Source organism: Paenibacillus etheri, from assembly GCF_001012825.1.
GTDB lineage: Bacteria > Bacillota > Bacilli > Paenibacillales > Paenibacillaceae > Paenibacillus_AQ > Paenibacillus_AQ etheri.
The window spans coordinates 1-13,000 of the sequence record NZ_LCZJ02000012.1 but is presented as its reverse complement, the minus strand read 5'-3'; the positions used below and the strand labels follow the sequence as shown (position 1 = coordinate 13,000).

Sequence of the window (13,000 nt, the reverse complement as noted above, 5' to 3'; positions counted from 1 at the left end):
TTAGATCAATCTAGCTCATGATAGGGGAACTATAGATGATTCAGCAGCAGGGAGCAGAACGGATTACAGGTTCGCATCGTGGTCCCTGAGGAAAATGGCGGTCGCGTGATGAACGACCTCGTTCAGATGCGCGGCACGTTCGAGCCGCCTGTGCTGCAAGGCGAGCGGATGATCATCGAAGGGCGTTTGCCGCTGGCAACGTCGCTTGATTATCCCGTTACTTTAAGCTCCTATACGAAGGGGCGCAGCACGTTTACTTCTTTTTTTGCCGGCTATGAAGAATGTCCTCCAGACGTATCCGCAGAGCGCACCCGCCGGGGGGGGTGAACCCGCTGGATCAAGCGAAATATATATTAAGTGTGCGGAAGGCGTTGCAGGGATAAGTGAGATAGAAGGGACTTGTGACCATACAGGTAGTACGAAAAAACTAAGGAGAGTGACAGCGATGTTAGTACTTAGATATACTCAGAAATTATTAAAAGATATGAAAGTAGCTCCAGTAGAAGTGGAAGAGATCTCCTCATTTTTCAGTTGGCATGTGAATATTATGCAGCTCAGAAAAAAACATATTTTATTTGTTCATGATGAAAGCCGGTTATGTATAGTATTGGATGGAATAAGAAGTGGCCAAGCTGATAAATTGGTTGAAAAGTTCAGAATAGAACTTAAAGAGTATTTATTGCAGGAGGGTTTTAAGAAGCAGCTCATAAATCAGTATTTATTAGAGGCCGGAGAAATAGCTATATCCCGTACAAATAATAAAAGTGTACTTGGAACAATGAATGAAATAACACTATACAATTCGGTAGCTCAAAGTGATTTCAACAGTTTGTTTGAGAGGAATAAGTGGTTGAACACTATTATATATAAACCCATTGATTATAAAGAGCCCATTAATGTCTTTAGAGAATCCTTAAGAGGTTATTATTCATAAGTAAGTAATGTCAATGTTGGACTAGCTGAAGCTCTTATCAGAAATCTAAAGGGGGAAAATAAATTGAAGATCAGAGAAGCAACAGCTAGTGATATAGACGGGATCGCTTTCGTCCACGCTTCGAGTTGGAAAACCACGTATAAAGGGTTAATATCAGACGAGTTTCTTGATAATTTCACAGTAGAAGCTAGAAGGAAGCGCTGGATTCAGAATTTTGAAAATCCCAATAAAGACGAGGTGATGTATGTTGCTGAAGATGAGGCTGGGATGATCATTGGCTTTGCAAATGGAGGGGCGCGAAGAGAGCCAGATCTCTTCGATGCGGAGCTTTACGCACTATATTTGCTTAAGGAGCACCAAGGAAAAGGTATAGGGAAACAACTGATAAGAAGTGTGGCGCAGAATTTATTGGAGAAAAATTATAGCTCGTTCATGACCTGGGTGCTGGTGGGCAATCCAGCGATTCATTTCTACCATAAAGTGGGGGGTCAATCTGTTTCGATGAAAGAGGTCAAGATTGGAAATGAGATCGTTGAAGAGATTATGATCGGGTGGAGGGAGATTAGGATTGTTGGGGGTTAAGCCAGCAAAATATAAGGGGTTTTTAGGTCGTATGATCATCCTCCCTCTAAAATTTCAGTTGAGCGCCAACGGAAGCGATGTGTAGAAGCTTTTAACTGTATTTTGTACAACTAAAATCCCAAGAATGACTTTTCAAAGGATATAACTGTATTTCGTGCACCTATTTTCGTGATTTATGACTCTATGGATCTGAATTTATTAGTTTTTAAGTGTATAGAATACAATTAAAGTCATGATGATCCCATGATTCAATTTAGTCCGCGCAAAAGCTACACAGAGAAGGAGGGAAATTATTTATAAATATTTTTTTGCTAAAAAATAAGGTGGTTTAAAGGTTGGGAGAGCGTGAACGATAAACAAGCACGTTAGCTTACTGACTTCATTCCCCCTCAGACTCAGCCTTCTTTCGAGCCCGGAACCGTCTCACCTTCATGAGGTTGCCACATGCCTTATCATCGCAGTACCGCTTAGAACGATTGCGTGTATCATCGTAATACACCCAGAGACAATCAGGATTATCGCAGATGCGGAATCGAGAAGGCTCTTTTTCAAGCAATGCCTCCGCAAAAGATGCCGCTATCTCCGCCATCACCTGCTCCCAACCGCTATGTAGTGGCAATAATGAAATCTCCGCTTGCTCGTCGCTTTTCCATACCATTCGCCGCGTAACAGGACCCTTGTCCATATAGAGATTGAGTTGCTTCAGCATATCTTCATCCATCGACTTTCCTTGTACAATGGCCTGTACCCAGCCCCACAGTAGGGAGCGAAGCTTTTTTAGCTGTTCCAGTTCTATCGCATTCGGCATCTGTGTTTCAAATAGAGCATACTCCCTCAGCCATTTAGAAACCCACTTCTCTTCATCGAGCCTGTCCCGATCCTTATTCTTATCCCCTTTTCGCCAATCCCGCCAGTAACTGTTGATGAAATCCTCCCACAACACGGTCTGTTCCTCCTTTCCGCACAACTCTCGATTACAACAATTGTAACAGTTAAAAATAAGATTAGCTAGTTACTTGAATGAACGCTGGAATTATGATACATTTCTTTTGTAACCACTATAATATGGTTTGAGTAGTTACATAATTCGGTTAGTATTAGGAGGTTAACATGCAAAATAAAATCAGTGAGGTTCTGCTGCAAAATTGGGATTATTGCATGGATATCGAGGATTGGGCCCCGCCGTTAAGTGATGCACTGGAAGGTGTGGACAGTAAACAGGCTCTTTGGAAACCAGAAGGTGGTGCGGCCAATTCCATCTGGGAAACGGTTAACCATCTAACATATTATAAGGTGCGTTTGCTGCGAAAGTTAAAAGGGTTGCCCAAACAACCTGATGCTGAAAGCAACGATGATACCTTCACTGTAACAACGGAAGGGGAAGAAGCATGGGCGAAGGCTGTTGCAGATCTGAAGGACGTGCATGCTGCTCTTAGAGAAATTATTGAGGCGTTGGAAGAAGGCGCATATGATTGGGGTGGTTCGGGTCACGCCCCAGGGGAAGAGGTAATGAGTCTTATCCTGCATGATTCATACCACACCGGACAAATTATTATGCTTCGTAAACTGCAAGGTTCCTGGGTTTCCAACCGTAGTTTTAATTAAAAATATAAGCCACACTCCTCTATACTGGTTTACCTGGTGCAGCGGTCGTGTGGTTTTTCTTTATTTTAACCTTTTGGGGTGCTTCGATATTGAGTCGGCGAGCATCCCATTATTTTTTTGAACAATCTAGAAAAGTAGTAGGGGTCCTGCATCCCGATAGCACTAGCGATTTCTTTAATATGTAGATCGGTTAATGCTAGCAGTTGACTGGCACGCTGCATTTTGAGGCGCAGATAGAATTCAATCGGGGGAACCCCGGTTTCTTGATTAAATAGATAAATTAGATGCTGCTTCGATAACCCCATATGCTTCGCTAAATCCGGGAGTGAAATGGAGCTGTTGATTCGATCCGTCATGTAACGAATGGCTTGCTCAAGATAACGTTCGTTCTTTTTATCTTGCTCAGCGTTCATGTTGCTCAATCCCACATGGCTGATCAGATGACGAATACACTGAGACACATAGATATGATTACTCATGGCATAAGGCTTATCCGATAACAGGGCATAACATTGCTCGAAATCCTCGATCCATTGGGTATGAAGGTTCAGTGTAAAGGTTAGTGGCTCTACATCCATGGCATAAGTTTGAATTAACGCAGCAGCATGTGTTCCTTTTAGATGCATCCAGTAGATCGTCCAGGGATCCTCATCCAAAGCACCATATCGATGGGGAGTTCCGGCAGGAATGACAGCTAATTGTCTTGATTTTATTTGGATCAGCTTATTGTGATGACGCTCCATCCACCCTTCACCCTGTACGCAATACATAAGAATATGCGAGTCACATCCTTGTGGACGTTCTCGATAATGAAACTTCGCGCTTGGGAAGCAGCCAATGTCACTCACATAGAAGGAATTCGTCAACGGATTCTCCTGTAATTCATTCATCATGAAATCGGGCAGCACAAAAAGCTTCTGCTCATCGAAGCCATCCGGCTTTAGTGAGATATCTGTCATGATAACCCTCCTTTTTAAGAACATAATTTATTTATTTGAAATAACAACCTATTCATAAGGAAAATATTATTTTTAGGATAAGAATATTGTCCATCAGTTACAGATTATCGTCAATTGTTTAAAAGCGCTTGCAACGATAAATTAGAGCTATATCACGAAGGAGGAGAGAACGAAATGAGTATGAAAGAGCCTTCTACAATCTTAACGAACAGCGTCCGCATATGGGAGGAAATGGTTGAAATTCCTACCTATGAAACAGGTGAACCCGATAAAAATCCAATGTTCCTCGAGAAGCGAGTCTATCAAGGCAGCTCGGGGCGAGTATATCCACATCCTGTGGTTGATAAAATTATGGATGAGAAAGAAATGAAATCGTATCAGATGGTAATGCTCGAAAATGAATATGTACGCATCGAGATCATGCCTGAAATTGGCGGCCGTATCTATCGTGCTCTGGATAAAACGAACAATTATGATTTTGTTTATTATAATCGCGTGATTAAACCTGCGCTTGTTGGTCTGACAGGACCATGGATTTCAGGTGGAATTGAATTTAACTGGCCGCAGCATCATCGTCCGAACACGTTTGGCCCTGTGGAGCATGTAATTACGGAGAATGAAGATGGCAGTGCAACCGTATGGGTGAGTGAAATTGACCGGATGTATGGAACGAAGGTCACAACGGGCTTCACGCTGCATCCTGGAAAAGCCTATCTCGAAGTTACAGCACAGCTATATAACCGAACTTCGGAGCCACAAACCTTCTTATGGTGGGCAAACCCTGCGGTTGCAGTCAATGACCATACGCAATCGGTGTTTCCACCGGATGTCACAGCCGTATTCGACCATGGTAAGCGTGATGTGTCCAGATTCCCTATTGCAACAGGAACGTATTACAAGATGGACTATTCCGAAGGTGTAGATATTTCGCGCTATAAAAATATTCCTGTTCCTACCTCATACATGGCGTACAAATCCGAATATAATTTCGTGGGCGGTTATGATCATGGGGTTGAAGCGGGTCTGCTTCACGTAGCGAATCACCATGTATCTCCGGGTAAAAAACAGTGGACTTGGGGGAACGGTGAATTTGGTCAAGCGTGGGACCGTAATTTAACCGATGAGGACGGACCCTATATTGAATTAATGACTGGGGTATTTACGGATAATCAACCCGATTTCACTTGGCTCCAGCCGTATGAAGAGAAGTCATTTACACAATATTTCATGCCATATAAGAACATCGGTGTTGTGAAAAATGCTTCTATTAATGCCGCCGTTAATCTTGAGGTGGATGAGACTTTACAGACTGCCACTGTGATGGCCTATGGAACTTCGGTATTCGAGGGAGCGGTTATTGAACTTAGAGGTCAGCATAGAACGTACGTGAAGGATACCGTTACGCTCTCTCCAGAATTAACCTATAAATCTGTCATTACGTTAGATAAAGTGGATCAGCCGCATCACTTAATCCTAACGGTGTTTGATGTGAACGGAAACAGCCTCATATCTTATCGTCCAGCGAAGCCTAGCATTGAACAGGTTCCAGATGCAGCTAAGCCACTTCCACTACCGGAAGAATTAAAAAGCACAGAGCAGTTGTATTTGGCTGGAGTTCACCTGGAGCAATACCGTCATGCCACGTTCGAGCCAGAGCATTATTATGAAGAAGGCTTAAGAAGAGATGCATCCGATATTCGGCTTAATGTGGCTTATGGGACGCTGCTGCTTCGTCGAGGATTGTTCAAGCAAGCGGAAAATCATTTCCGTACGGCTATACGATCGCTGACTTGGCGCAATCCGAATCCATATGATAGTGAAGCATACTATCAGCTTGGTGTAGTTCTCAGACTGCAGGATCGCAAGGAAGAAGCATTTGCTGCCTTCTACAAGGCGGTATGGTCTGCAGCATTTCAAGACAGTGGATACTATGCATTGAGTCAAATTGCTTGTGAACGTGGGGCGTATGAAGAAGCGTTGGAACTTGCAACTAGAGCTTTGGCACGTAACACAAGAAACTATAAATCAAGACATGTAAAAACAGCACTTTTACGCAAGCTTGGACGTTACTCTGAGGCGATTACATTCGCAGAGGAGACATTGAAACTAGATATCGCGGACTTCGGGGCAGCGTATGAGAGAGTGCTTACGCTTACATTGCTCGGGCGACAAGAGGAAGCAGCTGAGGCTCAGATGAAGCTTGCACGATTCATGCGAAACGATGTGCATAACTATTTAAATCTAGCTTCCGATTATGCAGGTAGTGGGTTGTTCGCGGAAGCTGCACAGGTGTTAGAGCAAATTCGTAGGACATCGAATGAACCCAATTATCCGATGGTGCATTACACATTGGCTTATGTACACGAGAAAATGGGCCGTGAGGAAGATGCGACAGCGCAGCTTCAGCTTGCTCAAGCAGCATCTTCTGATTATTGCTTCCCGAACAGCTTGTTTGAGCTGCAGGTATTAGAAAGCGCGATTGCCTGCAATCCGCTAGATAGTAAGGCTCATTATTATCTAGGAAATCTATTCTATGATAAAAAACGTACCGACGATGCCATTCGCCATTGGGAGCAATCCGTCGCACTTGATGATCGTTTCCCGACGGTTCATCGTAACCTTGCGCTTGCTTATTACAATAAGCGTAATGATGCTGAGGCTTCCTTGCAGTCACTTGAACATGCTTTCCAGTGCAATACGAATGATGCGAGAGTATTCTACGAGTTGGACCAATTGTATAAGAAGATGGGTGTTTCTGCTCAGGAGCGGATGGCAAGACTGCACCAGTATATGGAGCTGGTGGAGAAGCGGGATGATCTATACCTTGAATATGTGACCCTGCTGAATTTGCTTAGCAAGCATGAAGATGCTTTGTCAGTTCTATTACGTCGCCAATTCCATCCATGGGAAGGTGGCGAAGGGAAAGCTACGGGGCAATATGTTTTGGCGCTTGTTGAACTGAGTAAGCAGGCGAATCAGGTAGGCCAATATGAAGAGGCTATCTCATTATTAACACGTGCGCTTCATTATCCAGAGAATTTAGGTGAGGGTAAGCTCGATGGTGCGCAAGAGAATAATGTGTATTACGAGCTTGGTGTGGCTTATAAGGGATTAGGCAAGATGCAAGAAGCTGCACGACACTGGGCGATTGCGTCTCAAGGCTTGAAAGAACCAGCCAGCGCGATGTACTACAACGATCAGCCGCCAGAAATGATCTTCTATCAGGGCTTAGCATGGGTACAGCTGAATCATCCGAAGGAAGCGAACCGGCGTTTTAATAAGCTGATCGATTTCGCAGAAAGACATCTCTTTGATGAGGTGAAGATTGATTATTTTGCCGTATCCTTACCTGATTTCCTCGTATTTGAGGATGATCTGAATAGACGCAATCAAATTCATTGCTTGTTCATGATGGGTTTAGGTTTATTAGGCTTAGGGAAAATGGCAGAAGCGAAAGAACGATTTGAAGAAGCATTGCACTTGGAGCCTAACCATCAGGGAGCTCGAATTCACAAGGCGATGTGCTTGGAATCATAAAAGAAATAAAGCAGTTTCATGATGCCGGAAAATAACTGGTTCGATTTGGAATTTTGTTTCAACTCTGAAAGCCCCGGGTTAATGGAGACTATCTACCAGCCTATATTCGAAAGGAGAGATTGATGATGGAACCGGGCTATAAAGATAGAAGCGTTGAAGTGGAGCATACAGAGGTGCAACGGAAATCGGATTCCAGTGTTGTCGCATCTACCTTTATTAAATATGCTGCTTATATTATTATTTTTTTCGGAGCACTTTTCTTCTTGGTCAGATATGTATTCCCTATGTTCTAATTCGGATTCCAACGAATCCTATACAAAAATCCATCCCCTGTAAGTAGCGGGATGGATTTTTGAATTTAACGAATCCTATAAATTTCTCTGGATGGAATCCGGTGATTCCGCAGAATTACGATAAAAGAACCAGCACTCGTTCAGCAGCTTGATCTGACGGCGGTCTTTTTTGTAATAGGCTTTCATCAGTTGATGGCAGAGCCACTGTGGCAAAGGTATCACTCCTCTAACTGCTTACGTAAGTTAGCATATGGAGAAATGAGCCTAAAGGTGACGATTTACAGAATGCTTTCTGCTTCCTCTTCGTACCACTGCTCTAATTGAGCTTGCAGCGCCCGAATCTCGGTCAGTAGGGAGATGAGTGGATAGTTCTTTTGCTCCTGAACAGAGGCAAAGGCCTGTTCCAATCTATTGATATAATCCAGACCGGACTCCAGGGAGTAATCTTCGCGTAGCAGATCCAATGAATCACACTCAGCAATGGCTAAGGGCAGATCCGGTACATTATCGGCTGTCAGCTTGTCGATTTCTTTGTTTAGACGTAAATTGAGCGCACTTAGCTGGTACGCATATTCCTCGGGCATTTCCACGAATTGCAATTCTTGATGTTGCTGCAAAATTACATACCGCATTTTCGGCATTGGTCATTCTCCCTCCGTACTTGTCTTCCTTCTTGACAGTTTAGCCTATGCACAAGTTACAATTCAAGTAGAGATCTTAATTCCCGTGGAAAGGACTTGTGATAGAACGCTATGGAAACGATGAGCAACGAAGAGCTGCAGCTGTGGATTGAGCAGGTATCACGGGACAGCTTTGGCGTACCCTTTAGGCACAAGGCAAGCTTTAACAGCCGATTATCTTCAACAGGCGGTCGATATTTTACCAAGAGCCATAATATAGAGATTAATCCCCATCAGCTTGCTATGTTCGGTAGAGAAGAGACGGAGAAGATTATAAAACACGAGCTCTGTCATTATCATCTGCATTTGGCGAAGCGAGGGTATATGCATCGTGACACTGATTTCAAAAGACTGCTGGCACAAGTCGGCGGGAGTCGCTATTGTCAGACATTGTCGGGTGCGAAAGCTCGAAAGTCACTCCCTTACCGGTACAAGCTGATCTGTACAGCATGTGCTATGGAGTATCCGCGTAAGCGAAAAGTAGACCCAAAGCGCTACCGCTGCGGCAAATGTTCGGGTAAGCTGAAGCTGCTAGCGCTGGAAGTCCAGTAAGTAGAACAGCACGTTATTTTATAACCAGACCCATCAATCCAACAAAGGAAACAGCTTGCTGAGGCGAAATGATACATCCCTCCAAATCTTGTATATCCACGATCAAGCCACTAAACTCGCAGTCACTAAGATCGATCCCGTTAAGCTTTGATCCTGACAATGTGGCTTGATCCATATTACATTCGCTGAAGCTGACTTTCTGGAAATTCGATTGGTAGTAATCAGAGCTCATCAATGAACTATTCTCAAAAGCAACCTGCTTCAGATTAGCCATTCGAAATGTTGCGAAATCCCCGATACAATCTACCACGCGAACATTCTGGAATCTGCCTCTTGTGAAGTCCGTACCGATGAGCTTGCAGTTCCTGAATTCGGTTCGATGAACAATTGCATTCGTAAAATCCACATTGGATAGATCACATCGCTCAAAAATTACATCCATCAGTTCAATCCCAGTTAAGGACGACTCGATAATCGTAACATTTTTAAAAACCACTTGATCAAAGCTGACTTTATTCGCCTCTTGATTATCAATAACTGTATCGCTTATGCTGCAACGACTGAATTCATCTTTGGTTTGCAGCGAGTATATTTGCTCAGGGAGTAGAGCGTCTGGATCTGATATTTTTGGTGAATCCATTTTGAATTTCATATGTACCTCCATTTAATGAATGCTTGTTTCTAATTAAATTAACTATCATAGTGCAGGACACCGGAGTGATTGAAGGTTACACTGTCCGCTGGAATCCAGATAAAGTGGGCGAGATGATCCATGCCTTTATAACGGTTTTTCTAGGTTCGAATACGGTACATCCAGCCTTTCAGACATTCGCTAAGCAGCATGATAGTGTAAAAGAAATGCATCGAGTCAGCGGAGAAGGTTGCTATTGGATTCGTGTTCGTACGGAAAACCAAGAGAACTAAAATCCTTTCTGCGTGAAAGTAGAACAGGTCAACCTCTTTCCAATCTCAATGTATTCTAATTCAAGATCCTTCTATAATTAATTGTAGCAGAAGATATCTGAAAGAAAGAAGGGCTTACGATGAAAATACAGCATATTCGCAATGCGACTCTATGGTTGGAGTATGGGGGAAGTACATTTTTAATTGATCCTATGTTGAGTGAGCAAGGTGCTAATCCTCCTATTTTTAATACAGACAATGATCGCCGCAATCCGCTCGTTCCTTTGCCGGGAGCAGTAGAACAATGGTTGAGACCTAATGCAATACTGGTCACGCATCTTCATCCAGATCATTGGGATGCCGCTGCGATTTCTTTGTTGCCGCATGATCTACCGCTATTATGTCAGGAAGGAGATGGGGATACCCTAGTAGAGCAGGGATTTGAGAACGTCTCAGAAATCAGCGATAAGCTAACATTTCAAGGAATAACTATAACACGTACCGGTGGACAGCATGGAACTGGAGAGATTGGTCAGCTTATGGGCAAGGTTTCCGGGTTTGTATTTCAGGCGGAAAGTGAACCTGATTTGTATTTGGCAGGGGACACGATTTGGTGTGATGAAGTGAAGATGGCATTTGAAGTATTTAAACCTGAGGTGACGATCGTTAATGCAGGTGGAGCGCAGTTTTTAACCGGAGGTCATATCACAATGAACGAGCAGGATGTCGTAGATTTATGTGAATATGCTCCTTCTACTAAGGTGATCGCTGTACACATGAACGCCATCAACCATTGCCTTGTTACCCGGGATAAGCTAAAAGCTCACTTGGAGAAGGAGGAGCTACAGGATCGAGTACTGCTTCCGGAAGATGGAGAATGGTGTTACGTATAAACTATAGGGGGAGTAATCCCTTTTTAAATCTAGCTACAGGCAGAAAAAATTCTTGAATTTGAAAACGATCACAATAATTATTTTACCCGCTTGACTAGACCTTCAAATCATGATAAATTAATTCATGTTCACTTCTAATTTACTTCTAATGTTCCCTGATAGCTCAGTTGGTAGAGCACTCGACTGTTAATCGAGTTGTCACAGGTTCGAGTCCTGTTCGGGGAGCCATTTTTATGGAGAGATACCCAAGTGGCTATAAGGGGACCCTCTGCTAAGGGGTTAGACTGCGTAAGCGGTGCGTGGGTTCGAATCCCACTCTCTCCGTTCTGAATTACATAAGAAGAGCTTCCTTTCTGGGAGCTCTTTTTTTGTTGTATAAAATTATTTTGCAGTGGCTAAATGCGACATATATGGATTAGAGGAAGTACCTGGGGCAGATCACTTTAAGTAGTGATTTGTCTTTTTTAAAGTGAATTATTAGTGATTATATTCAATATTTTGGAAGGTGAATAGAGTGAGAAAGGCGAATGTTTACTTGTTAAGTTTCATGAATCCAGCTATATCAGCTAACGCAATGTTGGGCCTTATTATTTTAAATGGGATGAGTACGAGAAAGTTATAAATGAGACTTTTGGAATTGCGGGGATTCAATGAAAGAGATAAACCATCAGGAGGAACGAAGAAACAGATTACGTCAGAAAAAAAACTATTGAATTCAATTCTCAGTCAAGGTTACGGGAAAAGATTAATGGAAGAAGCAGACTATTGATGATGCTCCGCTTGGGAGTAACACTTTTACTACAAGAAGGATCTTAACCCTCAGTAAGGTGATTTGAAGATTCTTGCGATGAAATCATACAACGTCATAAATTTGTAGTTGGAGGAGTAGTGAAATGGATATTACTTTATTCAAATCAAGTCTTAATGAAGCCTCGATTATTCACGAAATGCAAATCAAAACCTTCATGCCTTTTTTAAATAAATATCAAGATTATGAAACTAGCCCTGCTAATGAAACAGTGGAACGAACAATAGATCGATTAAATCAATCATTTACGGAATATTATCTTATTAAAAGCTCTGATCTTAACGTAGGTGCCATTCGAATTGTTAGGAAAGAGAATAAGGCCTATCGTGTGAGCCCGATATTTATTTTGCCTGAACATCAAGGAAAAGGAATTGCTCAAAGGGTATTTTCGATGATTGAAGATAAATATAACGATGCGAGAGTTTGGGAGTTGGATTCAATATTACAAGAGCAGGGAAACTGTTACCTCTATGAAAAATTAGGATATCAAAAGACAGGGGAGACAAAACATATTAACGATAAAATGACAATTGTCTTTTATGAAAAGACCTTGATGTAGCGTAAACTTAGAATGAAGCGATAGCTAGAGCCTATTAAGCCTGAAATCCACATAATCATAAAATGCAATATTCAAAGGAGCCGACAACTATGGAGCTTTTTAAACAAATACCCTTATACAGATTTTTGGAATTATGTAATGAAAGTGGCATGGAAAAGAGCATATTAGATTGTGGGGCAGGAGGGGATACTCCTCCACTAAGTTTGTTTGCGAATTATGGATACGCTACATACGGAATAGAGATGAATGTTGAACAAATGAACAGAGCTAATCAGTTCGCAACCGATAGAGGACAGAATCTAAACATACAACAAGGCGACATGAGACAGTTGGCGATAAGTGATGAGTCGATGAGTTTTGTATATTCATATAACTCTATTTTTCATATGACGGATTGTAATATGAAGTGCGACAGCTAAACAGAGGAAGCCCATGGGGATTCGTGTAGAATGAAGTTACCACACACCATTCACACAAGGAGAATCACACCATGGGTTACACTCATCTTAGCATAACGGAGCGAAGCAAACTAGAAGTACTATACGGATTGGGATGGTCTAGTCGAGCGATTGGGGCAGAACTTGGGCGTCATCACTCCGTCATTGCCAGAGAACGGAAGCGAGGAAGCAAGGGAAATACCTATCGTGCTGAGACCGCTCAGATCGCGTATAGCGAACGTCGAGAAGGGAGTAAGT

Annotated in this window: 17 protein-coding genes and 2 tRNA genes; 14 read left to right on the top strand and 5 right to left on the bottom strand. The window is 42.7% G+C overall.

Features of this window, described 5'->3' with window-relative positions; all coding sequences use genetic code 11:
• The first annotated feature begins 108 nt into the window (after positions 1–108).
• The 3 genes from UQ64_RS00620 (at position 109) to UQ64_RS00610 (ending at position 1,516) form a co-directional block, all read left to right on the top strand.
• Complete coding sequence (locus UQ64_RS00620; protein ID WP_060621558.1) at positions 109–327, top strand: hypothetical protein; 219 nt, start codon at positions 109–111, stop codon at positions 325–327.
• Between the two features lie 118 nt (positions 328–445).
• Complete coding sequence (locus UQ64_RS00615; RefSeq protein ID WP_060621556.1) at positions 446–934, top strand: DUF6933 domain-containing protein; 489 nt, start codon at positions 446–448, stop codon at positions 932–934.
• A gap of 63 nt (positions 935–997) precedes the next feature.
• Entirely contained in the window at positions 998–1,516 is a 519-nt protein-coding gene (locus tag UQ64_RS00610; protein ID WP_060621554.1) for a GNAT family N-acetyltransferase, read from the top strand.
• Between the two features lie 379 nt (positions 1,517–1,895).
• Here the strand turns inward: UQ64_RS00610 and UQ64_RS00605 are convergent, their stop codons facing one another.
• Positions 1,896–2,459, bottom strand: a complete 564-nt coding sequence (locus tag UQ64_RS00605; protein WP_060621552.1) for a CGNR zinc finger domain-containing protein — start codon at positions 2,457–2,459, stop codon at positions 1,896–1,898.
• Between the two features lie 167 nt (positions 2,460–2,626).
• Between UQ64_RS00605 and UQ64_RS00600 the strand changes: the two genes are divergently transcribed.
• Positions 2,627–3,121, top strand: coding sequence for a DinB family protein (locus UQ64_RS00600; protein WP_060621550.1), 495 nt, complete (start codon positions 2,627–2,629; stop codon positions 3,119–3,121).
• A gap of 65 nt (positions 3,122–3,186) precedes the next feature.
• Here UQ64_RS00600 and UQ64_RS00595 read toward each other — a convergent pair whose 3' ends face one another.
• Complete coding sequence (locus UQ64_RS00595; RefSeq protein WP_060621549.1) at positions 3,187–4,080, bottom strand: AraC family transcriptional regulator; 894 nt, start codon at positions 4,078–4,080, stop codon at positions 3,187–3,189.
• Between the two features lie 174 nt (positions 4,081–4,254).
• On the opposite strand from UQ64_RS00595, the gene UQ64_RS00590 reads away from it, so the two are divergent.
• A complete protein-coding gene (locus UQ64_RS00590) occupies positions 4,255–7,617 on the top strand; it encodes a tetratricopeptide repeat protein (RefSeq protein WP_060621546.1) in 3,363 nt (1,120 codons plus the stop codon).
• A 122-nt stretch (positions 7,618–7,739) separates the two neighbouring features.
• On the top strand, positions 7,740–7,910 hold the full coding sequence (locus tag UQ64_RS30580; RefSeq protein WP_156113060.1) for a hypothetical protein: 171 nt from the start codon (positions 7,740–7,742) through the stop codon (positions 7,908–7,910).
• A 75-nt stretch (positions 7,911–7,985) separates the two neighbouring features.
• On the opposite strand, the gene cmpA is transcribed toward UQ64_RS30580, so the two are convergent.
• Both cmpA and UQ64_RS00585 read right to left on the bottom strand, forming a co-directional pair.
• Positions 7,986–8,123: a cortex morphogenetic protein CmpA gene (cmpA, locus tag UQ64_RS30575; protein ID WP_094874036.1), complete on the bottom strand. Its 138-nt coding sequence runs from the start codon at positions 8,121–8,123 to the stop codon at positions 7,986–7,988.
• A 65-nt stretch (positions 8,124–8,188) separates the two neighbouring features.
• Positions 8,189–8,551, bottom strand: coding sequence for a hypothetical protein (locus UQ64_RS00585; protein ID WP_042124766.1), 363 nt, complete (start codon positions 8,549–8,551; stop codon positions 8,189–8,191).
• 120 nt (positions 8,552–8,671) lie between these two features.
• On the opposite strand from UQ64_RS00585, the gene UQ64_RS00580 reads away from it, so the two are divergent.
• Positions 8,672–9,142 (top strand): SprT family protein, encoded by a 471-nt coding sequence (locus UQ64_RS00580; RefSeq protein ID WP_082650940.1) that lies wholly within the window; start codon positions 8,672–8,674, stop codon positions 9,140–9,142.
• A gap of 13 nt (positions 9,143–9,155) precedes the next feature.
• Here the strand turns inward: UQ64_RS00580 and UQ64_RS00575 are convergent, their stop codons facing one another.
• Positions 9,156–9,794 (bottom strand): pentapeptide repeat-containing protein, encoded by a 639-nt coding sequence (locus UQ64_RS00575; RefSeq protein ID WP_060621542.1) that lies wholly within the window; start codon positions 9,792–9,794, stop codon positions 9,156–9,158.
• Positions 9,795–9,817: 23 nt separating this feature from the next.
• Between UQ64_RS00575 and UQ64_RS00570 the strand changes: the two genes are divergently transcribed.
• The 7 genes from UQ64_RS00570 to UQ64_RS00540 all read left to right on the top strand — a co-directional run.
• Positions 9,818–10,066, top strand: coding sequence for an Lrp/AsnC family transcriptional regulator (locus UQ64_RS00570; protein ID WP_209445672.1), 249 nt, complete (start codon positions 9,818–9,820; stop codon positions 10,064–10,066).
• A gap of 119 nt (positions 10,067–10,185) precedes the next feature.
• Positions 10,186–10,938, top strand: a complete 753-nt coding sequence (locus tag UQ64_RS00565; protein ID WP_060621538.1) for an MBL fold metallo-hydrolase — start codon at positions 10,186–10,188, stop codon at positions 10,936–10,938.
• A gap of 152 nt (positions 10,939–11,090) precedes the next feature.
• Positions 11,091–11,166, top strand: a tRNA-Asn gene (locus UQ64_RS00560).
• Positions 11,167–11,173: 7 nt separating this feature from the next.
• Positions 11,174–11,262: transfer RNA gene (locus tag UQ64_RS00555), tRNA-Ser, on the top strand.
• A gap of 569 nt (positions 11,263–11,831) precedes the next feature.
• Positions 11,832–12,305 carry a GNAT family N-acetyltransferase gene (locus tag UQ64_RS00550; protein ID WP_060621536.1) on the top strand — a complete coding sequence of 158 codons (474 nt, stop codon included), beginning with the start codon at positions 11,832–11,834 and terminating at the stop codon, positions 12,303–12,305.
• Between the two features lie 89 nt (positions 12,306–12,394).
• Entirely contained in the window at positions 12,395–12,724 is a 330-nt protein-coding gene (locus UQ64_RS00545; RefSeq protein ID WP_082650925.1) for a class I SAM-dependent methyltransferase, read from the top strand.
• A gap of 71 nt (positions 12,725–12,795) precedes the next feature.
• The coding region (locus tag UQ64_RS00540) for a helix-turn-helix domain-containing protein (RefSeq protein ID WP_156417409.1) at positions 12,796–13,000 on the top strand (205 nt) is incomplete at its 3' end.

Bases quoted from the DNA above. Each gene is read 5' to 3' on its own strand.
- UQ64_RS00615 (WP_060621556.1), top strand. From the start codon at position 446: ATGTTAGTACTTAGATATACTCAGAAATTATTAAAAGATATGAAAGTA.
- UQ64_RS30580 (WP_156113060.1), top strand. From the start codon at position 7,740: ATGATGGAACCGGGCTATAAAGATAGAAGCGTTGAAGTGGAGCATACA.
- UQ64_RS00595 (WP_060621549.1), bottom strand. From the start codon at position 4,080: ATGACAGATATCTCACTAAAGCCGGATGGCTTCGATGAGCAGAAGCTT.
- UQ64_RS00575 (WP_060621542.1), bottom strand. From the start codon at position 9,794: ATGAAATTCAAAATGGATTCACCAAAAATATCAGATCCAGACGCTCTA.
- UQ64_RS00620 (WP_060621558.1), top strand. From the start codon at position 109: ATGAACGACCTCGTTCAGATGCGCGGCACGTTCGAGCCGCCTGTGCTG.
- UQ64_RS00565 (WP_060621538.1), top strand. From the start codon at position 10,186: ATGAAAATACAGCATATTCGCAATGCGACTCTATGGTTGGAGTATGGG.
- UQ64_RS00585 (WP_042124766.1), bottom strand. From the start codon at position 8,551: ATGCCGAAAATGCGGTATGTAATTTTGCAGCAACATCAAGAATTGCAA.
- UQ64_RS00580 (WP_082650940.1), top strand. From the start codon at position 8,672: ATGAGCAACGAAGAGCTGCAGCTGTGGATTGAGCAGGTATCACGGGAC.
- UQ64_RS00590 (WP_060621546.1), top strand. From the start codon at position 4,255: ATGAGTATGAAAGAGCCTTCTACAATCTTAACGAACAGCGTCCGCATA.
- UQ64_RS00545 (WP_082650925.1), top strand. From the start codon at position 12,395: ATGGAGCTTTTTAAACAAATACCCTTATACAGATTTTTGGAATTATGT.
- UQ64_RS00550 (WP_060621536.1), top strand. From the start codon at position 11,832: ATGGATATTACTTTATTCAAATCAAGTCTTAATGAAGCCTCGATTATT.
- UQ64_RS00600 (WP_060621550.1), top strand. From the start codon at position 2,627: ATGCAAAATAAAATCAGTGAGGTTCTGCTGCAAAATTGGGATTATTGC.